The following is a 23,470-nucleotide window of genomic DNA, read 5'->3' on the forward strand; positions in this document are numbered from 1 at the left end:
AAAGCCATTGGGAAATACCTGCTTATTCTTCGCTGGTGTGCACTTTACGGTGCAGGATCGCCTGGAACTCATCGGCGAAGGTGTAGTAACGGCTGGTCAGGGTTTCGCTGCGCGCCGCAAAACGGTTGTACGCGATAACGGCCGGGATGGCGGCGAACAGACCGATCGCCGTGGCGATCAATGCCTCGGCGATGCCTGGAGCCACGGTGGCCAGGGTCGCTTGCTGGGCAGTGGCCAGGCCGCGGAACGAGTTCATGATGCCCCAGACCGTACCGAACAGACCGATGTACGGGCTCACGGAACCGACGGTGGCCAGGAACGGCAGGCTCTGCTCGAGCTTTTCTTCCTCGCGGGAAATGGCCACGCGCATGGCACGGGCCACACCTTCCATGACCGCTTCCGGGTCAACGCCCGGCTGCTGGCGCAGGCGGGAGAACTCCTTGAAGCCGGCACGGAAGATTTGTTCCACGCCCGAATCAGGGTCCGGATTGCTGCCGGCCTGACGGTACAGCTTGGACAGGTCGATACCGGACCAGAAGCGCTCCTCGAAGCTCTCCAGGGCACGTCGACCGGCACGCAGCAAGTTGCTGCGCTGAAAGATCATGATCCATGAGGTCACCGATGCGGCTACCAGGATCAGCATTACCAGTTGCACAACGATACTGGCATTGCTGACCAGGCTCCACATGGAGGAATGGTCGACGACGTTAGCTTCCACGCTTTATCTCCTGCTCTGAGTGTGTACCCGCGCCGCTCTCGCCGGCAAAAGCCGCGCGTAGAGCTTCGGGAATGGCCCGGGGTTTCAAACTATGGGTGCGCACACAGGCCACCAAAAACTGCCCTTCGCAGAGCAGTGCATTATCCGCGGCACGCCTGACCTGCTGTTTAAAGCGCAGGCTGACGCGGTTCAATTCAATTACTTGCGCACTTACCAGAAGCTCGTCGTCCAGTCGCGCCGGCGCGTGGTAGCGCGCTTCGCTGGAATGCACGACAAACAACAGGTCCTCACCTGCCAGCTGCGACTGGGCAAAGCCCAGCTCACGAAGCCGCTCGGTTCGAGCCCGTTCCATAAACTTGAGGTAATTAACGTAATACACGATGCCGCCGGCATCGGTGTCCTCGTAATAAACGCGACAACGATGTGCGAATGGCTCTAGCCCGTTTTGCGCGCGCATACTCTAGTGCTTACTCCTCAGGTTGCCAATCCGCCAGGCAACTGTTTTTCATACTTCTGCGCCTTTCCTGGCAAAGAAGGGTCTCGCAGCCACTTGGGACAGCGCAAAACCCGAAAAAATCGGCGCAGACCGTTTATTAATCGTCCACTGCATCCAGAAACTCGTCTGCCACGGGCATCTCACCCATGCGCGACGGAATGTTCAATCCAAAATGCAGATACGCGTGCCGCGTGACCACCCGGCCACGGGGCGTGCGCATGATATAGCCTTGCTGAATCAGGTACGGCTCGAGCACATCCTCGATGGTGTGCCGCTCTTCACTGATCGCCGCCGCGAGGCTGTCCACCCCCACCGGTCCGCCATCGAACTTCTCGATCATGGTCAGCAACAAGCGCCGGTCCTGATGATCGAAGCCACGCTCGTCGACGTCCAGCAGGTTCAACGCCAGGTCGGCAATCGGCTTGGTGATATGCCCCTTGGCCCGAACTTCGGCAAAATCGCGCACCCGACGCAACAAGCGGTTGGCAATACGCGGCGTGCCACGTGCTCGCCGGGCAATTTCGAAAGAACCTTCCGGGTCCAGCGGCAGCCCGAGAATGCCGGCCGAACGGCTGACGATGGTCGCCAGGTCCGCCGTGCTATAGAACTCCAGACGCTGGACGATACCGAAACGGTCACGCAACGGATTGGTCAGCATCCCCGCGCGCGTGGTCGCCCCCACCAGGGTGAACGGCGGCAGGTCGAGCTTGATGGAACGGGCAGCCGGCCCCTCACCGATCATGATGTCGAGCTGGAAGTCCTCCATGGCCGGGTACAGCACTTCCTCGACAATGGGCGACAGGCGATGGATTTCATCGATGAACAGCACATCGTGAGGCTCCAGGTTGGTCAACAGCGCCGCCAGGTCGCCCGGCCGCTCTAGCACCGGCCCGGAGGTGCTCTTGATCGACACCCCCATTTCCTGGGCGATGATGTTGGCCAGCGTGGTTTTACCCAGCCCGGGCGGTCCGAAGATCAGCGTATGGTCCAGGGATTCATTACGCCCGCGGGCAGCCTGGATAAACAGCTCCATTTGCTCGCGAACGGTTGGCTGGCCGATGTACTCGGCCAGGCTGACCGGACGAATCGCCCGGTCCTGGACTTCTTCGCGCTCACGCGGGCCACCGGTGGCGGCAATCAGACGATCAGCTTCAATCACTTAGATCATTCCCTTCAGGGCACGACGAATCAGGTCTTCGCTGCTCAAGCCTTTCTCCTTGATCCCCGCGATCGCCTTGCTGGCCTCCTGCGGCTTGTAACCCAGGGAAATCAGCGCGCTGACCGCATCGTTTTCAGCACTGTGCAGCGGCGCCGGTGCATCCGGCTGGTTCGGCACCAGCGCGAACATGCTCGGCACGGTCTCCCAGGCCTTGAAGCGATCCTTGAGTTCCACCAGTAATCGCTCGGCGGTCTTTTTCCCGACACCCGGCACCTTGGTCAGCGCCGAGGTATCCTGCGCCTGGACGCAGCGCACCAACTCATCGACCTCAAGGCTCGACATCAAGGCCAGCGCCAGCTTCGGGCCCACGCCATTGAGGCGGATCAACTCACGGAAGAAGTCACGTTCGCGCTTGCCGATAAAACCATAGAGCAACTGGGCATCCTCGCGCACCACCAAATGGGTGTGCAAGGTGATCGGCTCACCGACCGACGGCAATCGGTACAGGGTGGTCATCGGCACTTCCAGCTCATAGCCCAGGCCGTTTACATCCAGAATCAGGTGCGGCGGCTGCTTCTCAGCCAAGGTGCCGCGTAAACGTCCAATCACGTTTCAAATCCTTAAGCGTTGGCCAGATCTGGCTTTCGGGTACCAAAGTGAGCGTGATCGCCGACGGGACAGGCGCAAAACGCTCAACGAAAAAAACACGTGCGCCGATGCTATCAGATCACAGACGAAGACGACCGCCGCGACTGCGAGCAGTGCCCAAGCCATGAGGTAACAGGCTGGACCGGGTGTGGGCATGGCAAATGGCGATGGCCAGGGCATCCGAGGCGTCGATTTGCGGCTTGCTGGTGAGCTTGAGCATGTGCATGACCATCATCTGCACCTGCTCTTTATTCGCCCCGCCGGTCCCGGTCACCGCCTGCTTGACCTGGGTCGCGGTGTATTCGGCGATTTCCAGGCTTTCTTCCGCCCCGGCGACAATGGCAGCGCCACGCGCCTGCCCCAACTTCAGGGCCGAATCGGCGTTACGCGCCATGAAAACCTTTTCGATGCCCATGGTCACTGGACCATAAGTCTGGATGACTTCGCGCACGCCGCGATAAACAATTTGCAACCGCTCATGTAACTCGCCGCTGCCGGTACGAATACATCCCGAAGCCACATACACGCAGCCACGACCAGTATCGCGCACCACGCCATAACCGGTGATGCGTGAACCGGGGTCGATACCAAGAATTAAAGTCATAACGCCTGCGGGTTATAGGAAAAGTACGTCTCGAGTCCACAGTACTGTAGCAAGACACCAGCCTCCCCTGTAGGAGCGAGCGTGCTCGCGATGGTCGTTAACGATAACGCTGATCACTTGAATCAGCGCGCCGCTCCCAGGCTCATCGCGAGCACACTCGCTTCTACAAAGGGCGCATCAACCGAGCTGTTGGGCCACCGACTCGGGGATGTCCGCGTTGGAATAGACGTTCTGCACGTCATCCAGGTCTTCAAGCATGTCGATCAGCTTAAGGACTTTCTCGGCGCCTTCCAGGTCCAGTTCGGCACTGGTGGTCGGCAACATCACGATCTCGGCATCATCGGCCTTGAAACCCGCTGCTTCCAGCGCGTTACGCACAGCATAGAAACCGGCGAACGAGGTGAACACATCAATCGAGCCGTCTTCGTTGGTCACAACGTCATCGGCGTCGGCGTCCATCGCCGCCTCCATGAGCGCGTCCTCATCGATGCCCGGGGCGAAGGAAATCTGCCCCTTGCGCTCGAACAGGTACGCCACCGAGCCGTCCGTCCCCAGATTGCCGCCACACTTGCTGAACGCGTGGCGTACTGCTGCAGCGGTACGATTGCGGTTGTCGGTCATGCACTCGACCATCACAGCCACGCCACCCGGGCCGTAACCCTCGTAGCTCAGCTCGACCATGTCATCGGTGTCGGCAGCGCCGGCACCACGGGCAACGGCACGATCGATGATGTCGCGGCTCATGTTCGCGCCAAGGGCCTTGTCCAGCGCCAGCCGCAAGCGCGGGTTGGAGCCCGGATCACCGCCACCCTGACGGGCCGCGACAGTCAGCTCACGAATCCACTTGGTGAAAATCTTGCCCTTCTTGGCATCCTGACGTTCTTTGCGGTGCTTGATGTTCGCCCACTTGGAATGACCTGCCATAACTCGCTCCGAATTCTCTTAAAAAACAATGCCCGCACGCCCTGGAAGGCGAGCGGGCAACGTAATCTGCTCTGACACCCCGTGGTGCATCCAGCGATGCGCCACGGCGATCAAGCCTTACTCAGCCTTCGGCTGTTCGCGCAAACGGATGTGCAGTTCGCGCAACGCCTTGGCATCCACCAGACCCGGTGCCTGAGTCATGACACAAGCCGCGCTCTGGGTTTTCGGGAAGGCGATCACTTCACGGATCGACTGGGCGCCGGTCATCAGCATCACCAGACGGTCCAGGCCGAATGCCAGGCCACCGTGCGGTGGCGCACCGTATTTCAGGGCGTCGAGCAGGAAGCCGAACTTCTCTTCCTGTTCCGCTTCGCTGATACCCAGCAGGCGGAATACCGATTGCTGCATTTCCTTGCGGTGGATACGGATCGAACCGCCACCCAGCTCAGTACCGTTCAGCACCATGTCGTAGGCACGGGACAGCGCGGTTGCCGGATTGGCCTCGAGCTCTTCTGGCGTGCACTTCGGCGCGGTGAACGGGTGGTGCAAGGCGGTGAAGCTGCCGTCGTCGTTCTCTTCGAACATCGGGAAATCGACCACCCACATCGGTGCCCACTCGCACGTCAGCAGGCTCAGGTCGTGACCGACCTTGATCCGCAGCGCACCGAGGGCTTCGCTGACGATCTTGGCCTTGTCGGCACCGAAGAACACGATGTCGCCATCAACCGCGCCAACACGATCCAGGATCACATTGAGGTTGGCTTCAGGGATGTTCTTGACGATTGGCGACTGCAGGCCTTCAACGCCCTTGGCACGCTCGTTGACCTTGATGTACGCCAGGCCCTTGGCACCGTAGATACCGACGAACTTGGTGTAGTCGTCGATCTTGCTGCGCGGCATGCTCGCCCCGCCCGGAACGCGCAAAGCAGCGATACGGCTTTTCGGGTCGTTGGCCGGGCCGCTGAACACCTTGAAGTCGACTTCTTTCAGTTGGTCGGCAACGTCAACCAGTTCTAGCGGGTTACGCAGGTCCGGCTTGTCGGAACCGTAACGACGCATGGCCTCTTCCCAGGTCATGTGCGGGAATTCGCCGAATTCCAGACCCAGCACTTCCTTGAACAGGTTGCGGATCATGCCTTCGGTCAGGCCCATGATGTCTTTTTCATCAAGGAAGCTGGTTTCGATGTCGATCTGGGTGAATTCCGGCTGGCGGTCGGCACGCAGGTCTTCGTCGCGGAAGCACTTGGCGATCTGGTAGTAACGATCGAAGCCGGCAACCATCAGCAGTTGCTTGAACAGCTGCGGCGATTGCGGCAAGGCGAAGAAGGAGCCCGCGTGAGTACGGCTCGGCACCAGGTAGTCACGTGCGCCTTCAGGCGTCGCACGGGTCAGGATCGGCGTTTCGACATCGAGGAAGCCGTTCTCGTCCAGGTAGCGGCGGATGCTGGTGGTCATGCGCGAACGCAGGCGCAGCTTCTCGGCCATTTCCGGACGACGCAGGTCGATGAAGCGATAACGCAGGCGGGTTTCCTCGCCAACGTCGGAGAACTCGTTGAGCGGGAACGGCGGAGTTTCCGCTTCGTTCAATACTTCCAGCTCATAACCCAACACTTCGATCATGCCCGAAGCCATGTTGGTGTTGCCGGCACCCGCCGGACGCAGACGCACCTTGCCGGTGATCTTGACGACGTATTCACTGCGCACGCGGTCAGCGGCGGCGAAGGTTTCGGCGCGATCCGGATCGAACACCACCTGGGCCAGACCTTCACGATCACGGATATCGAGGAAAATCACCCCGCCGTGGTCACGACGACGATGGACCCATCCGCAAAGGGTAATTTCCTGACCTTCCAGGCTTTCGTTCAGTTGGCCGCAATAATGGCTGCGCATCATGGTAGTGGTTTCACTTCTCGTAATTCGAAATTCGATGGGAGGTCTTGCCGACCGCTGCATTTGAATGAAGCGTCAGATAATGCAAGAGCCCGGTGTGTCGTTCAACTCAGTCAGCTTTGTCGCCGCCAGCCAGATTTTTCTTCGAACCGGTCTTGAAGTCGGTTTCGTACCAGCCGGTACCGCTCAGGCGGAAGCCTGGCATCGACAGCATTTTTTTCAGTTCGGGTGCCTGGCAGGCAGGGCAGTCGACCAACGGTGCTGCGCTGATCTTCTGAATGGCTTCCAACTGATGACCACAGGAAGCACATTGATAGTCGTACATCGGCATGGGGTTGTCTCGGCAATCAGATAATTCCCGCGTAAACATTCGGTTTCGCGGCAAAGAGCGGGATTATATCCATTAAATCGAGCCTGTGCAGCCGTAACGCTGTACGGGCACGCGCTCAGTCGGGTCTACCACCGGCAGGCGCCTGAGCACGGAGCCGTCCAGACCGGCAATCCACCGATCACCGCGGGTGATGGCCGTCCTCACTCAAGCTGTGCACAACACACACCACCCGGACCAACCCACTGAAATTCTTCACACCGCCATGACGTAGGTGCACCTCCCGATCGACATAAGAAAGCAGTGCGCTTACCGAACAATCATTGAGCCTTGCCATATTGGCCAGAATATCCCAGTAGACCTGCTCCAATCTCAAGCACGTCGCGAATCCGTTCAACCGAACCGATCGCGACAACGGGCGCACCAACCCCATATCAAACTCCCGAACAAAGGGATCAATCCTTATATCTGGAAACCTGACAACCTCACTTGCACCCCGCCCCGATACTCGAGCCATACCCTCGACACTCCCTTGCCTTAGCTCCATAACAGAAACAACAATCCGTTCCCTTATATAAGCGCAAGCCGACCGGTATTTCTAGATGCTTTTATAACCACACATGTAGGACAAACCAACTAAAGAAAGGGGAATACAGATACGGCCCTGAGTTCATCTATAAAACAGAACAGGCACGCAGGGAGATTCAATATCCACGCACGTAAAAGCGTTGCAAGCGATCAGGATCGCCCCCCCTCCCCAGAGAGCGGAAAACACTGATGGCGCCGCAGGACGCCATCAGCCAACGAACGACTACTGATTATCCAACAGCGACCGTAGCATCCACGCGGTCTTTTCATGAACATGCATGCGCTGCGTCAGCAGGTCCGCCGTGGGCTCGTCACTGACTTTATCCAGCAGGGGAAACAGACTTCGCGCGGTGCGAGTGACCGCTTCCTGCCCCTGGACAAGTTGCTTGATCATGTCCTCGGCACTTGGCACGCCCTCTTCTTCCTTGATGGAAGAAAGACGCGCATAGATCGAATATGCGCCCGGTGCCGGAAAACCCAGTGCACGAATACGCTCGGCAATCAGATCCACCGCCAGTGCCAACTCGTTATATTGCTCTTCAAACATTAAATGAAGGGTGCGAAACATCGGCCCCGTCACATTCCAGTGAAAATTATGGGTTTTCAGATAAAGTACATACGTGTCCGATAACAGTCGCGAAAGCCCGTCAACGATGGACTTGCGATCTGCCTCGCTGATACCGATATCAATGGCCATGCCTTTCCCCTTGATGGTGATGAATCCATTCCACAGGTGCGCTACCACTGTAGCAAGAGCCCCCGCAGCTCGCAGACTCGCTTCACGCCCCCTCCCGCGACAGATTGCCACCCCTATTCCGGATTGGCTGACGGCACTCCGCTCAAGCCCCCCAAAAACCGGGAAAACCCTCTAGAACAAGCGTTCAGGCGGCACTGGGTACAGCTCCCGCGCAGATTGCTCCGCGCCCTTCGTCACACGCCGCCCGCGCTGATTTGAGAAGGTACGGTCTTTGCTGTTAAATAGGCGATGTGTCACTGCCGCTCTTTTCTGGCGTGCCGTGCATAGGCTGATAGCGGGCGCGTGTCCAACGCCTCCCATTGTTCAGAAGCGAACCGCGCTCAATCAGCTCTTCCTTGCGATCCGTCTTAACGTGAGTCAATCAAAATGTTGAAAATCGTCCACCTGCTAACGGGCGCAGCAGCCTTGCTGTTGTCCTTTATCCCTAGCCTGCGAACCGAAGCCATACCCTACCTGCAACAACCTGACGCGCTGTACCTGGCGTTCTTCGGCCTGCTCAACCTGACCCTCGCGCCGGTGATTCCGTACTGGAGCAAAGGCGTTCGTCAGCAACTGCAAAATCTGGTCAGCGCCTTGCTGGTGCTCACTGTCGTCCTGCAAACCCTGACACTTCTGGCACCCATGCCGGAAATTGGCGGTCATCCCGCCGTCCTGTTCAGCCTTATCGTCGCCCTGGTTGCGGTAGTACTGCATCTGGCCGTCAGCTTCTACAAGTCCTCGCCAGCAGTCGCCACTCATCAAAACTATGACATGACCAACCGCGATACCGGGACCGTCAAGTGGTTCAATACCTCCAAGGGCTTCGGCTTCATCTCTCGCGACTCGGGAGATGATATTTTCGTGCACTTCCGCGCCATTCGCGGCGAAGGTCACCGTGTCCTGGTCGAAGGCCAGCGCGTGGAGTTCTCGGTCATGAACCGGGATAAAGGCCTGCAAGCCGAGGATGTGATCGCAGCGTTACCGCGCCGCTGATTCCAGCCACGCGACCACGCTAAAAAAAACCGCGAGCAGCCAGGCTGCTCGCGGTTTTTTTATTGCCCGCCGACAGGCGGCACACAGCAATACTCAGTAGTGCGGCGGCGGAGCTTCCTCCTCAAAGGACTCAAACTGCCCCGCCATTTCCTCCTGCCGCTTGAGCAACGCGGTCATCTGCAACTGCAAGCGCTCCACGACCCGTTGCTGTGCCACCAGCACGTCGTTCATCGCCTCAATGGTGTCGTCCTGGAAAGCCAGACGACTTTCAAGATCCATAACGCGCTCTTCCAGGCTCATGACTCAACCCTCCAGAAACGTGAAATCATCGGTCAACACCAAACGCAACCGCTCTCGAATCACCGCCACCTGCTCGGCCGTGTAAGGCTTGGCCGGGTGCTTGCCCCAGACTGGCGCTGGCCAGGCCGCATCCTCGCGTTTACGTACAATGACATGCATGTGCAACTGACTGACCACATTGCCCAAGGTCGCGACATTCAACTTGTCGGCATCGAACGAGTCCTTGAGCAACTCGGCAAGTCCTGTAGTTTCTCGCCACAACTGCGCCTGGTCTTGACTGTCCAGTTGAAACAGCTCGCTGATATCCGCCCGTCGCGGCACCAGGATGAACCAGGGGTAATTCGAATCGTTGGACAACAACAACCGACAGAGAGGGAAGTCCCCGATCGGCAGGGTGTCTTGTTCAAGTCGTGGATCTAAAGCGAACACCGCACACACTCCCGCATATTCAATGAGTTTTGCCAAACGCCCGGCCTTCGAGACTGCGGCGCATGCCATACCAGACCAGCATACCCGCGAACCGGGCGCGGTTCACGACCAATGTCACCCCCTCGACCAAGGTCACTTCACGAGGGAACCAGCCGCGCACAACTACGCCCCACCACGGAACAATTTCACCTTCCCACGCACCAATCCGGTACGGACGTACAGGCTCCAGGTCGACCACTCTCCCCGTCCATCGCGGGCAAACGCCCGAGCCCAAGCCCTCTGGCTCGCTGACCTGATTAAAATTTACAGAGTTTTTGCGGCACGAATCTGAAATGCGTCTACGCTGAGTCCCTCAAGCATCCGCCGTTTACTCACTTGAAAGGGTGAACCGGTAACATTTTGTGCTGAATACTTTGCCCAATCTTGGTGCAACACCAGAACTGCCTGGGAGTCAAGCATCAACAACTGGGCCTTAAAAGCCCTGTATTCACGAGGGTTTGCTCACTAGGACAATGGTTTCTGAAAAAACAGGGAACGAAAAGCCGATTTGTGCACGTTTGTTGCATTCATTCCCACATCGTCTATAAGGCGTCCACCGGAAGTGGAAACCTTTAGGCCATAAAAAAATAGCGGCAAGGTAGCCCAAGGAGATTCAAGTGCGGGACAAGGACTCTTTTTTCTGACACCCAAGCCTTGCCAAACAACGCTGAAGTTGTCGGTCCGAATGCACAGAATTTGCAGAATTACGACCTCGAGCGAGCATTTTGCGACAGGCCCGTACAGATGCAGAAAGGATGAAAGCGCAAGTATCGCCAACATTGTCGGCGTGATATAAGTTTGCGCCGACACAAAAAGAAAGAGCCGCCCAGATAATAAATCAGGTGGGACGGCAGAACTCTTCAAAAAAACCAAAGGAGCAAATCACGATGCGCGTGATGAAGTGGAGCATGATCGCACTGGCTGTTTCAGCAGGCACCTCGCAGTTCGCAATCGCGTCCTCTCAGGACGAAGCCAAAGGCTTTATTGAAGACCAAAGTCTGAATGCCAAGACTCGTATCGAGTACATGAACCGCGACTTCAGGAACGGTGCTGGCAACATTGCCAAGTCCGGTGGCGGCTACAAAAGCGGCTATCGTCAGGACACCGGTATCAGCGAACTGGTTACCTACGAATCCGGTTTCACTCAAGGCCTCATCGGCGTAGGCGTGGACGCAATGGTCATGGGTACCGCCAAGCTGGATGGCGGTGAAGGTCGCTCCGGCAACGGCATGTTCGCCCGCAACGGCGCTGGCGAACCTGAAGACGCACAAGGCAAATCCGGTGCCGCAGTCAAGTTCCGCCTCTCCGACACCACCCTGAAGTACGGCCGCCAGTTCGTTGCCAGCCCGGTATTCGCGACCGACGACAGCCGCTTGCTGCCAGAAGTTGCTGAGGGTACCTACCTCACCAGCAAAGAGATCAAAGGCCTGGAAGTCAGTGCAGGTCGTTTCACCGCTCTCAGCTCGCAAACCGGCATGGGCAAGGACAGCATCAACGGTGCAGGCAACCCTGGCCTGACCAGCGCCAACATCGCTGGCGCCACCTACCAGTTCACCGACAACTTCGTGGCAGGCATCGCGGCATCCGACGTTGAAGACTACTTCAAGAAGCAGTACATCAACGCCAACTACACCCTGCCGATCAACGAAGATCAATCGCTGAACTTCGACTTGAACGCGTACAAGACCAAGGACCAGGGCCAGGCGCTGTACGGCGCGCAGGACAACAAACTGTGGAGCTTGGCAGCTGCCTACAGCCTCGGCGCACACAAGTTCACCCTGGGTTACCAGCAGTCGTCCGGCGACACCAACTACCTGTACGGCGTTGACGGTAATGGCACGATCTTCGTCGCCAACTCCATCCAGATCTCCGACTTTATCGGTCGTGAAGAGAAATCCTGGCAGGGTCGCTACGACCTGAACATGGCCACCTACGGCGTACCAGGCCTGAGCTTCATGAGCCGTTATGTTTACGGTGACAACATCGAGACCGATTCCGGTACCGAAGGTAAGGAGCACGAGTTCAACTTCGAAACCAAGTACGTGTTCCAGGAAGGTCCGGCCAAGGATCTGTCGCTGCGTCTGCGTAGCGCCATCTACCGCGCCAACACCGCTTACAACGAAGAGTACACGGCTGACAACAACGACGTACGTATCATCGTTGAATACCCTCTGAGCATCTTGTAATCAGCGGCTTTCAATAGCGTCTAGAGCCTGGCTCAACTAAAAAGCCCCTCACCCGAATAAGGTGAGGGGCTTTTTTGTTACTGTTTGATGACAGTTGCAAACAAAGGAAGTGCCGCGGAACATTTAGTAGCAAGCTAATAATAAGTTAGCGCACTATTAAGCTTCCCGCTTTGTAAAAACACTCAAGGGGCCAATTGGCCCCTTGAGTCAAACACTGATACTCGTTCTACAACGCCGAGCACCCAGCCGATGTATTAGGCGGTTTCCTGAACCATGCGAATCACACGCTGTGGAAACGGAATATCTATACCCGCCCCTTTCAGGCGATCGCGGGAGTGCTCGTTGAAGTGGAACAGCACATCCCAATAGTCCGCCGTCTTCACCCAGACGCGCAGCGAAAGCGTAATCGAGCTATCGCCCAGGGTAGAAACCACCGCCACTGGCTCAGGGTCGGCCAGTACACGCGCATCATTGGCCAGTTCCAGCAGCACCGCACGGGCCTTCTGCAAATCGGCGTTGTAGTCCACGCCAACGTCGAACACTACTTTGCGGGTAGGCTGACGGTTGGTGTTGGTGATGATGCCATTGGACAGCACGCCGTTCGGCACGATGACGGTCTTGTTATCGCCGGTGCGAATAATCGTGTGGAAGATCTGGATGCTGTCGACGGTACCCGCCGTGCCCTGGGCTTCAATCCAGTCACCAATGCGGAACGGACGGAACAACAGAATCAGCACGCCGCCCGCGAAATTCGCCAGGCTGCCCTGCAAGGCCAGGCCGATGGCCAGACCCGCGGCACCGATGGCGGCCACGAACGAGGTGGTTTCAACGCCGATCATCGACGCGACACTCACCACCAACAGCACCTTGAGCACGATGTTGGCCAGGCTGCTGATGAACCCTTGCAGGGCCAGATCGGCATTGCGCAGCGCCAACAGCTTGCCAACCTTGTGGGTCAGCTTGTTGATCAGCCACCAGCCAATGGCCAGTGTCACGACCGCCAGCAGCACACGACTGCCGTATTCCATGATCATCGGGATCCAGGCCTGGGAAGCCTTCACCAGGTTGTCCACTTCAGCGTTCAAATCCATATTTTCTCTCCTGATTCCCGGCTACCCGGCACATAAAAACCAAGCAGCAGAAAGATCATGCCCCTCGAGGCTCGATCATTTCTGCCGTTGCTTGGGCCTCGGACGTCAATAACGCCGAGAGGTTCCCCCGAAGACTGATCAGTCGCGGAAGTTGTTGAACTGCAGCGGCATGCCGAATTCCTTGCCGCGCAAGGCCGCGATGGCCTCTTGCAGGTCGTCGCGCTTCTTGCCGGTGATGCGGACCTGCTCGCCCTGAATGGCGGCCTGGACCTTGAGCTTGGCATCCTTGACGTGAGCGACGATCTTCTTCGCCAGCTCCTTGTCGATGCCTTCCTTGAGAACGGCTTCCTGCTTCATCAGCTTGCCGGAAGCGTAGGCCTCTTTGACCTCAAGGCATTGCACATCGATCTTGCGCTTGACCAGCGCCAGCTTGAGGATCTCGATCATCGCTTCCAGCTGGAAGCCGGCCTCGGCGGTCAGGTTGACGGTCAGGTCCTTTTCCTTGAACTCAAAGCTGCCCTTGCCTTTCAGGTCATAACGACGGTCGAGTTCCTTGACGGCGTTCTCGACCGCGTTGGTGAGTTCGTGTTTGTCCAGTTCGGATACCACGTCGAACGACGGCATGTAGTCTCTCCAGTAAAAAAGGGCGCGCGCAATAAAGATGGAGCACGCCTGGCTTGCGGTTAAAATCCGCGCTGATTATAACGGGTCTTTCCCCTTCTACGCTGCGAGCCTCACATGCGCCTGCCAATCCGAGCAAAAAACTGATGTCGACTACCTGGCACGTCCTCGGCGCCGGCAGCCTGGGCACCCTGTGGGCCACGCGCCTGGCAAGGGCCGGGCTCCCCGTGCAATTGATACTGCGCGATGCCGCGCGATTGCAGGCCTATCAGGCAGCAGGTGGATTGACCCTGGTCGAGCAAGGTGAAGCGCAGCACTATGCGATCCCCGCGACCACCATCGAGCGCGTCGGCCCGATCGATCGCTTGCTGGTCGCCTGCAAGGCCTACGATGCCGAAGGCGCCGTGGCGCAATTGGCGAGGCGCCTGACACCCGACGCCGAATTGATCCTGCTGCAGAACGGCCTGGGTAGCCAGGATGCCGTGGCCGCGCGCGTTCCTCATGCTCGCTGCATTTTTGCCTCGAGTACCGAAGGCGCCTTTCGCGATGGCGACTGGCGCGTGGTGTTCGCCGGCCACGGCTACACCTGGCTAGGCGACGCCCGTCAACCGATGGCACCGGTCTGGCTGGAGGACATGAGCGCGGCGGGCATCCCTCATGAGTGGAGCACGGACATCCTGACTCGACTCTGGCGCAAGCTGGCACTCAATTGCGCGATCAATCCGCTGACCGTCCTGCACGATTGCCGCAACGGCGGCTTGCAACAGCACCATTGCGAAGTCGCCACCCTGTGCGCCGAGCTGAGCGCGTTGCTGGAACATTGCGGCCAGCCCGCCGCTGCCCACGACCTGCAGCAGGAAGTCGAGCGGGTGATCCTGGCGACGGCAGCCAATTACTCATCCATGTACCAGGATGTGGCCAACCAGCGCCGGACCGAAATCAGCTACCTGCTGGGTTATGCCTGCGTTGTCGCCTCGCGGCATCAATTGGTATTACCGCACCTCAACCAACTCCAGCAACGCTTGATTGCGCACCTGCGCACCCGTGGATTGCCCAGCGACTGAGCAGCGGCTACGCTGGCCTCTTGTTCTTCTTTAGCGACGACCCCCATGCCTTTGCGCCAGCGCCTTGAAAACCTTCCGGTCGGCCAGAAACTGCTGGCCGCCCTGTTGGTGCTGTTGATCACCGTGTTACTGGTGGCCAACCTGACCTTTATCAGCGCCGCCTACTGGATTTCCCAGGAAAGCATGGCACCGCAAGCCCTGCAGACCATCGGCCGGCTGGTCTCCAACCCGGCGCTTGCCAGCCAGTCATTGAATTCGCCACAAGACGCTGAAAACCTGCTCAACGAGCTCAACAGCTACACCCCGTTACGGGCAGCGGCCCTTTACGACGGCAAAGGCCAGCGCCTGGCCCAGGTGCAGCATGGCGACACGCTTGAACTGCCCAGACACTTTCGGCACATCGAAACCTGGCAGGCCACGGAGTTTCGCAGCAATCAACTGATCACACTGCCACGCCCGGGCCAGGCCCCCGGCCATCTGCTGCTGGTCGCCAGCAGTGAGTTGCCGGTCGCGTTCTATACCGGCACCCTGACAGCCAGCCTGGGGATCCTGATTTTCAGCGTGCTGCTGTGGATGCTGATTGCCCAGCAGATCAAACGCCTGATTACCCAACCGATTCATCAGCTCGAAGTACTGTCCCGGCAGGTGACTCGCGAAGAAAACTACGCCCTGCGTGCCGCTCGCGGTAACCACGACGAAATCGGCAGCCTCGCTGAAGCCTTCAACACCATGCTCTCGCGCATCGAAGCCCGCGAGCAGCAACTCAAGCGCGCCCGCGACGACTCCCAGGCCGCCTACGACCAGGCCCAGTGTCTGGCTGAAGAAACCCGTCACACTAACCGCAAGCTGGAGCTGGAAGTCCAGGTGCGCAGCAAGATCGAGAAGAAGCTCACGGGCTTTCAGAACTACCTCAACAGCATCATCGACTCGATGCCGTCAGCCCTGATTGCCCTGGATGAACAGCTGTACGTGACCCAGTGGAACCAGGAAGCCAGCGCCCTGTCCGGCACACGCCTGGATGAGGCCTTGAACCAGCCGATTTTTCTCGCCTTTGAACCGCTCAAGCCGTTTCTGCCGCAACTTCGGGAGACCGTCGAACAGCACAGCGTGGTCAAGATCGAACGCGTGACCTGGACCCGTGACGAGGAAGCCAGACACTACGCGCTGACCTTTTACCCATTGATGGGCGGTGCCGGACGCGGCGTGGTGATCCGGATCGACGACATCACCCAGCGCCTGTCCCTGGAAGAAATGATGGTGCAGTCGGAGAAAATGCTCTCGGTGGGCGGCCTCGCGGCCGGCATGGCCCATGAGATCAACAACCCTCTGGGCGCTATCCTGCACAACGTGCAGAACATTCGCCGGCGCTTGTCCGCCGACCTGCCCAAGAACATCGAAACCGCCGAACAGTTGAGCCTGGAACTGGACAGCGTCAATCAGTACCTGCAAAGCCGCGAAGTGCCGCAATTGCTCGACGGCATCCAGCAGGCCGGCGCCCGGGCGGCGAAGATCGTCACCCATATGCTCAGTTTCAGCCGCCGCAGCAACCGGCAAATGGCGCCGTGCGACTTGCCGGCGCTGATCGACCAGGCCGTGGAGATCGCCAGCAATGACTTCGACCTGACCATTGGCTTCGACTTCAAGGGCCAGGCCATCGTTCGTCAGTTCGACCCGCAACTGGGCCCTGTCCCCGGCACCGCCAACGAGCTGGAACAAGTGCTGCTCAACCTGCTGAAAAATGCGGCCCAGGCGATCCACCAGCGCGAGGACGACCACGAACCCGGACGAATCATCCTGCGCACGCGGCTGAACCCGCCGTGGGCAGAAATCCAGGTCGAGGACAACGGTATCGGCATGAGCGAGAGCGTGCGCAAGCGCACCTTCGAACCGTTCTTCACCACCAAGGAAATCGGCCAGGGCACGGGCCTCGGGCTTTCGGTGTCGTACTTCATCATCACCAACAACCACAAGGGTCAGATGGAAGTGCAATCGACCCTGGGCCAGGGCACCTGCTTTACCTTGCGCCTGCCATTAGTCGCGAGCGCCCCGCTCGCCCCCCACGAACTCAGACAACTGGAGCGCTAAGCATGGGTTTTCGCCTGTCGAAGATTTACACCCGCACCGGCGACAAAGGTGAAACCGGGCTTGGCGATGGTCGCCGGGTCCCCAAGGACCATCCACGGGTCGAGGCCATCGGCGAAGTCGACACACTGAACAGCCAACTGGGGCTGCTGCTGGCCGGTCTGGCCGAAAGCCGTCGCGCCCATCCCGGCCTGCAAGAGATCTGCGACGTGCTGGAGCCTTGCCAGCACCGCTTGTTCGACCTGGGCGGCGAACTGGCGATGCCGGTGTATCAAGCGCTGAATGCGGCGGAAGTCGAACGCCTGGAAGTGGCCATCGATGCCTGGAACGAAGAGCTGGGGCCGTTGGAGAATTTCATTCTGCCCGGTGGCTCGGCGCTGATCGCTCAGGCCCATGTTTGCCGCAGCCTGGCCCGCAGTGCCGAGCGCCGCTGCCAGCACTTGAATGCTGTCGAGCCGTTGGCCGGCGTGGGACTGGCCTACATCAATCGCTTGTCGGATTTGTTGTTTGTAGCGGCACGGTTGATTGCCAAGCGCCAAGGCATTGCCGAGATTCTTTGGCAGGCAGCGGCAAAACCCAAGACTTGATGATCGTTCCCACGCTCTGCGTGGGAACGCCGCCACGGACGCTCCGCGTCCGCTTTGGATGTGACGCAGAGCGTCACGGGATGCATTCCCACGCGGGAGCGTGGGAACGATCAGACCGCGTATTCAAGCCTCAGGCCAGAACGCCCGGATCCCCGCCACGCCCTGTGCGCCTGTCTCCCAAGCCTTTTGCCGTTCGGCAGGGCCAACTCCCCCCAGCAGAAACACCGGCTTGCTGAACCCGGCAATCAGCTGTGAGGCCTGTTCCCATCCCAGCGGTACTGCATCGGGGTGAGTCTGGGTCGGCTGGACCGGCGACAAGGTGACGAAATCCACTCCCATCTGTTCGGCCAGGCTCAACTCCTCAGCGTTGTGGCAGGACGCCGCCAGCCAGCGCGACGCGGGCAGTGGACGCCCGGCGCTGGCGTACTTGCGCAACTGAGCCGCCGTGATGTGCCAACCCGCGGACGGGAAGTCGCCCAGCCACTCGAACGACCCCTTGAGCATCAGTTGCGCCTTGCCGGCACACAGCCCCACCGCATCCACCGCCAGATCGCGATACTTGGGATCGTAGCCGTTGGGCGCGCGCAGTTGGATCAGCTTGATCCCACCAGCAATGGCCTTTTGGATACCTCGCAGCATCATCGGGGTTTCCAGATCATCCGGGGTGATCAGGTACTCACTCGGCAAACGGGCCGCCGCGACGATCGGCTGGTTGGCAGCCGGAAACTCGTAGCTGCCCAGCTCACGCCCGGTCACCCAGGCCAATGGCTGGCCTTCAGCGCCGTGGGGCTCGCCAGTAAACGCCGAGACCTCCCAGACATCCAGCAACACCTGCTTGTCCGGGTAGTCATGGTGAACCGTGATCAGCGGTCGTGCTGCCGTGACCACAATCCCCAGCTCTTCGTGCAGTTCGCGGGCCAGCGCAACCTGCACGGCTTCGCCCTCCTCGACCTTGCCGCCGGGAAACTCCCACAATCCACCCTGGTGCTGGGCATCAGCACGCCGAGCGATCAGGATCTTGCCACCGGCATCACGGATGACCGCTGCCGCTACATGAACTCGTTTCACCGCCCTGCTTCCTCTAGACCGGCTTTCTGCCAGACCTTGAAGGCTGGCCATTGGTAAATCGTCTCGACATACGCCGCATCGACCGCTGGCAACTCGACCTGATAGGTGCGCAGGCGCACGGCAATCGGTGCGAAGAAGGCATCGGCCAGGCTCACCTCACCGAACAGGAACGGACCGCTTTCACTCGAGGCTGCGCGACATTCGGCCCACAGTGCCAGCATGCGCTCGATTTCCGTCTTCACTTCAGGCGGCATCGGCGACAGCGGTGCGTCGCGACTCAGGTCGAACGGCATGTTGCCGCGCATGGCAAAGAAACCGCTGTGCATTTGCGCACAGGCTGAACGCGCCTGGGCACGGGCGGCGATGTCCTTGGGCCAGAGACTGGCACTCGGGAAACGTTCGACCAGGTATTCGGCGATGGCCAGCGAGTCGGCGATGGTGCCGTGCTCGGTTTTCAGCAAGGGAACCTTGGCGGTTGGCGAATGCTTGAGCAGTTGCTCGCGGGTATCGGGCTGGTTGAGCTTGATCAGCTCTTCGGTGTAGCTGGCGCCGGCCAGGTCCAGGGCCAGTGCAGCGCGCAGGGACCAGGATGAGTGCAATTTGTCGCCGATGATCAGGTGATAACTCATGTTCGGGACCTTTTGAAGTAGGAAACATGCCAGTCTAGTTAGCGACTGACAAACCGCCATCGCGAGCAGGCGGCGCTCCGTCTGCTCGCGATTGGGGCGACACGATCCAAGCGTGATTACGTCCGGTATTCGGCGTTGATTTTCACGTATTCGTGGGACAGGTCGGTGGTCCAGATGGTTTCGCTGCAATCACCGCGACCCAGTTCGATACGAATGGTGATTTCTTCACGCTGCATCACGGCCGAGCCTTGGGCCTCCGTGTAGGTCGCCGCACGGGCACCTCGGCTGGCAATACACACTTCACCCAGGAACACGTCGATCTTGCTCACGTCCAGGTTCGGCACACCGGCACGACCCACAGCCGCCAGGATGCGGCCCCAGTTCGGATCGGAGGCAAACAGCGCGGTCTTGATCAACGGCGAGTGTGCCACGGTGTAGCCGACATCCAGGCATTCCTGGTGATTACCGCCGCCGTTGACTTCGACGGTGACGAACTTGGTGGCACCTTCGCCGTCACGCACGATGGCCTGCGCCACGTCCATGCACACCTCGAACACTGCCTGCTTGAGCGCCGCGAACAACGGACCTTCGGCGGTGGTGATTTCCGGCAACGCGGCCTTGCCGGTGGCAATCAGCATGCAGCAATCGTTGGTCGAGGTATCGCCGTCGATGGTGATGCGGTTGAACGACTTGTTCGCGCCGTCCAGCATCAGGTTCTGCAACACCTCGCGGGAGACCTTGGCGTCGGTGGCAATGTAGCCGAGCATGGTCGCCATGTTCGGGCGAATCATGCCGGCGCCTTTGCTGATGCCGGTCACGGTGACGGTTACGCCTTCGTGCTGGAACTGGCGGCTCGCCCCCTTGGGCAGGGTGTCGGTGGTCATGATCCCGGTGGCCGCGGCTTCCCAGTTGTTTTCCGACAGGTCGTCCAGCGCCGCTTGCAGGGCGCCTTCGATCTTCTCGACCGGCAGCGGTTCGCCAATCACGCCCGTGGAGTACGGCAACACCAGGCTTGCATCGACACCCGTCAGTTCCGCCAGCTTGGCGCAGGTGCGCTCGGCGGCGGCCAGGCCCGACTCACCGGTACCAGCATTGGCGTTGCCGGTGTTGGTCAACAGGTAGCGCACCGGGCCTTGCACGCGTTGCCTGGCCAGGATCACCGGTGCCGCGCAAAAGGCGTTCAGCGTGAACACACCGGCAACGGTCGAGCCTTCAGCACAGCGCATGACCACAACATCCTTGCGCCCGGGACGCTTGATGCCAGCCGAGGCGATACCGAGTTCAAAACCGGCAACCGGGTGCAACGTTGGCAAAGGACCAAGACCAACAGCCATGAATGCGCTCCTCAATAGGTGATGTCTGCACCGTCGCCACGACGGTGTTTTGAATGGTAAAACGCCGCGACGGCTGATGCCGGTCGCGGCGCGGGTATTTCAGCGTATGAAACGGGCTTTACTGGATCTGCCCGTGGCAATGCTTGAATTTCTTGCCCGAACCGCAGTAGCACAGCTCGTTGCGACCCAGCTTCTGCTCGTTACGTACCGGTGCGGTGGCGAGGGCAACATCGACCTCTTCACCGATCAACTCCGGTTGCTCCAGGCCAGGGGCTTCGTCGTGCTGGAACTGCATGCGTGCAGCCAGTGCCTCGGCTTCCTGGCGCAGACGCGCTTCTTCTTCGATCGGATCTTCACGGCGAACCTGAACGTGAGACAGCACACGGATCGAGTCGCGCTTGATCGAATCCAGCAGCTCGGAGAACAGGGCGAACGACTCGCGCTTGTATTCCTGCTTCGGGTTTTTCTGGGCATAGCCACGCAAGTGGATGCCGTGACGCAGGTGGTCCATGGTCGACAGGTGGTCTTTCCACAGGTCGTCCAGCACGCGCAGAACGATTTGCTTCTCGAAGGTGCGCAGCGCTTCGGCGCCCGCCTGGTCTTCTTTCTCGTTGTACGCCGCCATGAGCTCCTGCATCAGCTTCTCGCGCAGGGTCTCTTCGTAGAGGTGATCGTCTTCGTCGAGCCATTGCTGGATGGGCAGCTTCACCCCGAAGTCGCTTTCCAGGGCCGCTTCCAGACCGGCAACGTCCCACTGCTCAGGCAACGATTGCGGAGGAATGTGTGCGCTGACGGTAGCGTTGAGCACGTCCTGACGGAAGTCGGCGATGGTTTCACCGATGTTGTCGGCGGCCAGCAACGTGTTACGCATGTGATAGATCACTTTACGCTGTTCGTTGTTGACGTCGTCGAACTCAAGCAGTTGCTTGCGAATGTCGAAGTTACGGCCTTCAACCTTGCGTTGGGCCTTTTCGATGGCGTTGGTCACCATGCGGTGCTCGATCGCTTCGCCAGGCTGCATCCCCAAGGCCTTCATGAAGTTTTTCACCCGGTCAGAGGCGAAAATGCGCATCAGGCTGTCTTCCAGCGACAGGTAGAAGCGGCTGGAACCGGCGTCACCCTGACGGCCGGCACGGCCACGCAGCTGGTTGTCGATACGGCGCGATTCGTGACGCTCGGAAGCGATGACCTGCAGACCACCCGATTCGAGCACCTGCTGGTGACGCTTCTGCCAATCGGCCTTGATCTGGGCGATCTGTTCAGGTGTCGGGTTTTCCAGGGAGGCCACTTCCACTTCCCAGTTACCGCCCAACAGGATGTCGGTACCACGACCGGCCATGTTGGTGGCGATGGTCAGGGCACCCGGACGACCGGCCTGAGCAATGATCTCGGCTTCTTTTTCGTGGAACTTGGCGTTCAGGACCTTGTGCTCGATGCCTTCTTTTTCGAGCAGACGGGACATGTGCTCCGACGTTTCAATCGTCGCGGTGCCCACCAGAACCGGGCGACCCGCAGCCATGCTTTCCTTGATGTCGGCAACGATGGCGGCGTATTTCTCGTCCGCGGTGAGGAACACCAGGTCGTTGTAGTCTTTACGCGCCAGCGGCTTGTTCGGTGGAATGACCATGACCTGCAGGCCATAGATCTGGTGGAACTCGAACGCTTCGGTGTCGGCGGTACCGGTCATGCCGGACAGCTTGTTGTACAGGCGGAAGTAGTTCTGGAACGTGGTCGACGCCAGGGTCTGGCTTTCGGCCTGGATGTTCAGGTTTTCCTTGGCCTCGATGGCCTGGTGCAGGCCTTCGGAGAGACGACGGCCCGGCATGGTACGCCCGGTGTGCTCGTCGACCAGCACTACCTGACCGTCCTGCACGATGTATTCGATGTTGCGATGGAACAGCTTGTGCGCACGCAGGCCGGCATAGACGTGGGTCAGCAGGCTCAGGTTGTGCGCCGAGTACAGGCTCTCGCCTTCAGCCAGCAGGCCGATGCGGGTCAGTACTTCTTCGATGTACTGGTGACCGGCTTCGTTGAGCTCGACCTGACGGGTCTTCTCGTCAACGGTGTAGTGACCGGCCTTGGTGACGACGCCTTCCTCTTCCTCGACGTGCAGCTCCAGTTGCGGGATCAGCTTGTTGATCTCGATATACAGCTTGGAGCTGTCCTCGGCCTGACCGGAGATGATCAGCGGGGTACGGGCTTCGTCGATCAGGATCGAGTCGACTTCGTCGATCACGGCAAAGTTGAGTTCGCGCTGGAATTTTTCTTCCATGCTGAACGCCATGTTGTCGCGCAGGTAGTCGAAACCGAATTCGTTGTTGGTGCCGTAGGTGATGTCGGCGGCGTAGGCGGCACGCTTCTCTTCCGGCGGCTGGAACGGCGTGACCACGCCGACCGTCAGACCGAGGAATTCATAGAGCGGGCGCATCCAGTTGGCGTCACGACGAGCCAGGTAGTCGTTCACGGTTACGACGTGCACGCCATTGCCCGACAGCGCGTTGAGGTAAACACCCAGTGTCGCCACCAGGGTCTTGCCTTCACCGGTACGCATTTCGGCAATCATGCCTTCGTGCAGTGTCATGCCGCCGATCAACTGAACGTCGAAGTGGCGCATGCCCATGACGCGCTTGCCGGCTTCGCGGGCTACCGCAAAGGCTTCTGGCAACAGCTTGTCGAGGCTTTCCCCTTTGGCGATGCGGGCCTTGAATTCGTCGGTCTTGGCACGCAATTGATCGTCCGAAAGGGCCACCATTTGCTCTTCGAAGGCATTGACGAGTTGCACCGTCTTGAGCATGCGTTTGACTTCACGCTCGTTCTTGCTTCCAAAAAGTTTCTTTAACAAAGGCGCAAACATATCGGCAGGATCTTCCACACTAAAGGGATGGAGGGCGGCCCCGTGAGTCGCCCGAGCAGCCCTCATGGCCGCATGCGAACGAGCATTCTACCCGGAAACGGT

24 protein-coding genes are annotated in these 23,470 nt (G+C 59.3%); 5 read left to right on the forward strand and 19 right to left on the reverse strand.

The window, feature by feature from the left end; genetic code table 11:
* Nucleotides 1–22: 22 nt before the first annotated feature.
* The 10 genes from tolQ to CKW29_RS04620 form a co-directional block, all read right to left on the reverse strand.
* Nucleotides 23–718, reverse strand: coding sequence for a protein TolQ (gene tolQ, locus CKW29_RS04575; protein ID WP_095078554.1), 696 nt, complete (start codon nt 716–718; stop codon nt 23–25).
* Nucleotides 708–1,175 carry a tol-pal system-associated acyl-CoA thioesterase gene (gene ybgC / locus CKW29_RS04580; protein WP_095145254.1) on the reverse strand — a complete coding sequence of 156 codons (468 nt, stop codon included), beginning with the start codon at nt 1,173–1,175 and terminating at the stop codon, nt 708–710. The genes tolQ and ybgC overlap by 11 nt, the downstream gene beginning before the upstream one ends.
* Before the next feature lie 136 nt (nt 1,176–1,311).
* On the reverse strand, nt 1,312–2,373 hold the full coding sequence (ruvB, locus tag CKW29_RS04585; protein ID WP_095145253.1) for a Holliday junction branch migration DNA helicase RuvB: 1,062 nt from the start codon (nt 2,371–2,373) through the stop codon (nt 1,312–1,314).
* Nucleotides 2,374–2,982, reverse strand: coding sequence for a Holliday junction branch migration protein RuvA (gene ruvA, locus CKW29_RS04590; protein WP_095078557.1), 609 nt, complete (start codon nt 2,980–2,982; stop codon nt 2,374–2,376).
* Between the two features lie 118 nt (nt 2,983–3,100).
* A complete protein-coding gene (ruvC, locus tag CKW29_RS04595; protein ID WP_007897036.1) occupies nt 3,101–3,625 on the reverse strand; it encodes a crossover junction endodeoxyribonuclease RuvC in 525 nt (174 codons plus the stop codon).
* Nucleotides 3,626–3,802: 177 nt separating this feature from the next.
* Complete coding sequence (locus CKW29_RS04600; RefSeq protein WP_095145252.1) at nt 3,803–4,549, reverse strand: YebC/PmpR family DNA-binding transcriptional regulator; 747 nt, start codon at nt 4,547–4,549, stop codon at nt 3,803–3,805.
* Between the two features lie 117 nt (nt 4,550–4,666).
* Entirely contained in the window at nt 4,667–6,442 is a 1,776-nt protein-coding gene (aspS, locus tag CKW29_RS04605) for an aspartate--tRNA ligase (RefSeq protein WP_095145251.1), read from the reverse strand.
* Nucleotides 6,443–6,548: 106 nt separating this feature from the next.
* Entirely contained in the window at nt 6,549–6,770 is a 222-nt protein-coding gene (locus tag CKW29_RS04610) for an FmdB family zinc ribbon protein (protein ID WP_010457489.1), read from the reverse strand.
* A 178-nt stretch (nt 6,771–6,948) separates the two neighbouring features.
* Nucleotides 6,949–7,284, reverse strand: coding sequence for a ribbon-helix-helix domain-containing protein (locus tag CKW29_RS04615; RefSeq protein ID WP_095145340.1), 336 nt, complete (start codon nt 7,282–7,284; stop codon nt 6,949–6,951).
* Between the two features lie 294 nt (nt 7,285–7,578).
* Entirely contained in the window at nt 7,579–8,052 is a 474-nt protein-coding gene (locus tag CKW29_RS04620; protein WP_095145250.1) for a Dps family protein, read from the reverse strand.
* A gap of 426 nt (nt 8,053–8,478) precedes the next feature.
* Here CKW29_RS04620 and CKW29_RS26200 point away from each other — a divergent pair, with 426 nt between their 5' ends.
* On the forward strand, nt 8,479–9,084 hold the full coding sequence (locus CKW29_RS26200; protein ID WP_095145249.1) for a cold-shock protein: 606 nt from the start codon (nt 8,479–8,481) through the stop codon (nt 9,082–9,084).
* A gap of 93 nt (nt 9,085–9,177) precedes the next feature.
* On the opposite strand, the gene CKW29_RS04630 is transcribed toward CKW29_RS26200, so the two are convergent.
* Genes CKW29_RS04630 through CKW29_RS04640 form a run of 3 tightly spaced genes read right to left on the reverse strand, consistent with a single transcriptional unit; the run spans nt 9,178 to nt 10,051 of the window.
* A complete protein-coding gene (locus CKW29_RS04630; RefSeq protein WP_095145248.1) occupies nt 9,178–9,384 on the reverse strand; it encodes a SlyX family protein in 207 nt (68 codons plus the stop codon).
* 3 nt (nt 9,385–9,387) lie between these two features.
* Nucleotides 9,388–9,813, reverse strand: a complete 426-nt coding sequence (locus tag CKW29_RS04635) for an HIT domain-containing protein (protein WP_095145247.1) — start codon at nt 9,811–9,813, stop codon at nt 9,388–9,390.
* A 19-nt stretch (nt 9,814–9,832) separates the two neighbouring features.
* The gene (locus CKW29_RS04640; RefSeq protein ID WP_095145246.1) at nt 9,833–10,051 is read right to left on the reverse strand and encodes a hypothetical protein; all 219 of its coding nucleotides are present in this window, start codon (nt 10,049–10,051) and stop codon (nt 9,833–9,835) included.
* A 688-nt stretch (nt 10,052–10,739) separates the two neighbouring features.
* Here CKW29_RS04640 and CKW29_RS04645 point away from each other — a divergent pair.
* The gene (locus tag CKW29_RS04645) at nt 10,740–12,038 is read left to right on the forward strand and encodes an OprD family porin (RefSeq protein ID WP_095145245.1); all 1,299 of its coding nucleotides are present in this window, start codon (nt 10,740–10,742) and stop codon (nt 12,036–12,038) included.
* Nucleotides 12,039–12,292: 254 nt separating this feature from the next.
* Here the strand turns inward: CKW29_RS04645 and CKW29_RS04650 are convergent, their stop codons facing one another.
* Complete coding sequence (locus tag CKW29_RS04650; RefSeq protein ID WP_095145244.1) at nt 12,293–13,129, reverse strand: mechanosensitive ion channel family protein; 837 nt, start codon at nt 13,127–13,129, stop codon at nt 12,293–12,295.
* Nucleotides 13,130–13,267: 138 nt separating this feature from the next.
* The gene (locus CKW29_RS04655) at nt 13,268–13,753 is read right to left on the reverse strand and encodes a YajQ family cyclic di-GMP-binding protein (RefSeq protein WP_095078564.1); all 486 of its coding nucleotides are present in this window, start codon (nt 13,751–13,753) and stop codon (nt 13,268–13,270) included.
* Nucleotides 13,754–13,896: 143 nt separating this feature from the next.
* Here CKW29_RS04655 and CKW29_RS04660 point away from each other — a divergent pair, with 143 nt between their 5' ends.
* From CKW29_RS04660 to CKW29_RS04670, 3 genes are read left to right on the forward strand one after another with little or no spacing between them, the layout of a single operon-like run.
* Nucleotides 13,897–14,814, forward strand: a complete 918-nt coding sequence (locus tag CKW29_RS04660; RefSeq protein WP_095145243.1) for a putative 2-dehydropantoate 2-reductase — start codon at nt 13,897–13,899, stop codon at nt 14,812–14,814.
* A gap of 45 nt (nt 14,815–14,859) precedes the next feature.
* A complete protein-coding gene (locus CKW29_RS04665) occupies nt 14,860–16,899 on the forward strand; it encodes a HAMP domain-containing sensor histidine kinase (RefSeq protein ID WP_095147993.1) in 2,040 nt (679 codons plus the stop codon).
* Nucleotides 16,900–16,901: 2 nt separating this feature from the next.
* The gene (locus CKW29_RS04670; protein ID WP_095145241.1) at nt 16,902–17,483 is read left to right on the forward strand and encodes a cob(I)yrinic acid a,c-diamide adenosyltransferase; all 582 of its coding nucleotides are present in this window, start codon (nt 16,902–16,904) and stop codon (nt 17,481–17,483) included.
* Nucleotides 17,484–17,606: 123 nt separating this feature from the next.
* Here CKW29_RS04670 and CKW29_RS04675 read toward each other — a convergent pair whose 3' ends face one another.
* The 4 genes from CKW29_RS04675 to secA form a co-directional block, all read right to left on the reverse strand.
* Nucleotides 17,607–18,551, reverse strand: a complete 945-nt coding sequence (locus tag CKW29_RS04675; RefSeq protein WP_095147994.1) for a Nudix family hydrolase — start codon at nt 18,549–18,551, stop codon at nt 17,607–17,609.
* On the reverse strand, nt 18,548–19,180 hold the full coding sequence (locus CKW29_RS04680; RefSeq protein ID WP_095145239.1) for a glutathione S-transferase: 633 nt from the start codon (nt 19,178–19,180) through the stop codon (nt 18,548–18,550). The genes CKW29_RS04675 and CKW29_RS04680 overlap by 4 nt, the downstream gene beginning before the upstream one ends.
* A 116-nt stretch (nt 19,181–19,296) precedes the next feature.
* Nucleotides 19,297–20,514 carry a bifunctional glutamate N-acetyltransferase/amino-acid acetyltransferase ArgJ gene (gene argJ, locus CKW29_RS04685; protein WP_095147995.1) on the reverse strand — a complete coding sequence of 406 codons (1,218 nt, stop codon included), beginning with the start codon at nt 20,512–20,514 and terminating at the stop codon, nt 19,297–19,299.
* 118 nt (nt 20,515–20,632) lie between these two features.
* A complete protein-coding gene (gene secA / locus CKW29_RS04690; protein ID WP_095145237.1) occupies nt 20,633–23,368 on the reverse strand; it encodes a preprotein translocase subunit SecA in 2,736 nt (911 codons plus the stop codon).
* Nucleotides 23,369–23,470: the final 102 nt, after the last annotated feature.

Origin of the sequence: Pseudomonas sp. Irchel s3a18, assembly GCF_900187535.1 — a bacterium.
Taxonomy (GTDB): domain Bacteria; phylum Pseudomonadota; class Gammaproteobacteria; order Pseudomonadales; family Pseudomonadaceae; genus Aquipseudomonas.

Excerpts from the sequence above, each read along its gene's own strand:
- ybgC (WP_095145254.1), bottom strand. The coding sequence starts at position 1,175 with ATGCGCGCGCAAAACGGGCTAGAGCCATTCGCACATCGTTGTCGCGTT.
- ruvC (WP_007897036.1), bottom strand. The coding sequence starts at position 3,625 with ATGACTTTAATTCTTGGTATCGACCCCGGTTCACGCATCACCGGTTAT.
- CKW29_RS04600 (WP_095145252.1), bottom strand. The coding sequence starts at position 4,549 with ATGGCAGGTCATTCCAAGTGGGCGAACATCAAGCACCGCAAAGAACGT.
- aspS (WP_095145251.1), bottom strand. The coding sequence starts at position 6,442 with ATGATGCGCAGCCATTATTGCGGCCAACTGAACGAAAGCCTGGAAGGT.
- CKW29_RS04610 (WP_010457489.1), bottom strand. The coding sequence starts at position 6,770 with ATGCCGATGTACGACTATCAATGTGCTTCCTGTGGTCATCAGTTGGAA.
- CKW29_RS04615 (WP_095145340.1), bottom strand. The coding sequence starts at position 7,284 with ATGGCTCGAGTATCGGGGCGGGGTGCAAGTGAGGTTGTCAGGTTTCCA.
- CKW29_RS04620 (WP_095145250.1), bottom strand. The coding sequence starts at position 8,052 with ATGGCCATTGATATCGGTATCAGCGAGGCAGATCGCAAGTCCATCGTT.
- CKW29_RS26200 (WP_095145249.1), top strand. The coding sequence starts at position 8,479 with ATGTTGAAAATCGTCCACCTGCTAACGGGCGCAGCAGCCTTGCTGTTG.
- CKW29_RS04630 (WP_095145248.1), bottom strand. The coding sequence starts at position 9,384 with ATGAGCCTGGAAGAGCGCGTTATGGATCTTGAAAGTCGTCTGGCTTTC.
- CKW29_RS04645 (WP_095145245.1), top strand. The coding sequence starts at position 10,740 with ATGCGCGTGATGAAGTGGAGCATGATCGCACTGGCTGTTTCAGCAGGC.
- CKW29_RS04650 (WP_095145244.1), bottom strand. The coding sequence starts at position 13,129 with ATGGATTTGAACGCTGAAGTGGACAACCTGGTGAAGGCTTCCCAGGCC.
- CKW29_RS04655 (WP_095078564.1), bottom strand. The coding sequence starts at position 13,753 with ATGCCGTCGTTCGACGTGGTATCCGAACTGGACAAACACGAACTCACC.
- CKW29_RS04660 (WP_095145243.1), top strand. The coding sequence starts at position 13,897 with ATGTCGACTACCTGGCACGTCCTCGGCGCCGGCAGCCTGGGCACCCTG.
- CKW29_RS04665 (WP_095147993.1), top strand. The coding sequence starts at position 14,860 with ATGCCTTTGCGCCAGCGCCTTGAAAACCTTCCGGTCGGCCAGAAACTG.
- CKW29_RS04670 (WP_095145241.1), top strand. The coding sequence starts at position 16,902 with ATGGGTTTTCGCCTGTCGAAGATTTACACCCGCACCGGCGACAAAGGT.
- CKW29_RS04680 (WP_095145239.1), bottom strand. The coding sequence starts at position 19,180 with ATGAGTTATCACCTGATCATCGGCGACAAATTGCACTCATCCTGGTCC.
- argJ (WP_095147995.1), bottom strand. The coding sequence starts at position 20,514 with ATGGCTGTTGGTCTTGGTCCTTTGCCAACGTTGCACCCGGTTGCCGGT.
- secA (WP_095145237.1), bottom strand. The coding sequence starts at position 23,368 with ATGTTTGCGCCTTTGTTAAAGAAACTTTTTGGAAGCAAGAACGAGCGT.